This is a genomic window from Anabaena sp. CCY 0017, assembly GCF_963920885.1.
GTDB lineage: Bacteria > Cyanobacteriota > Cyanobacteriia > Cyanobacteriales > Nostocaceae > Nodularia.
Genome location: NZ_CAWUDG010000091.1, coordinates 1 through 272 on the forward strand (window position 1 = coordinate 1; position 272 = coordinate 272).

Genomic DNA, 272 nt, shown 5'->3' on the forward strand with positions numbered 1-272 from the left:
GACGGGCGTGTTCGCCACCACGGCGATCAACAGCGCGTCCGAAGGCGCCAACATCGGCGCCCAGGCGCTGGGTCTGTTCTGGACCATTCTCTACAGCGCGGTCGGCACCTTCATCATTCTGCTGATCTGCAAGTACACGACCGGCCTTCGCGTCAGCGAGGCCGAAGAGGCGGCAGGTCTGGACACCTCGCTGCACGGCGAAGTGCTGGACCACTGAGACTGCAAATCGGGCGCGGCTCCCAATCCCGCGCCCGATCATCTTCCGCGCCATG

At 65.1% G+C, this 272-nt stretch carries 1 pseudogene; it reads left to right on the top strand.

Annotated elements, in window-relative coordinates:
- Positions 1 to 217: pseudogene (locus ACM0OW_RS25825) on the top strand (ammonia channel protein); the annotation flags it as partial.
- Positions 218 to 272: the final 55 nt, after the last annotated feature.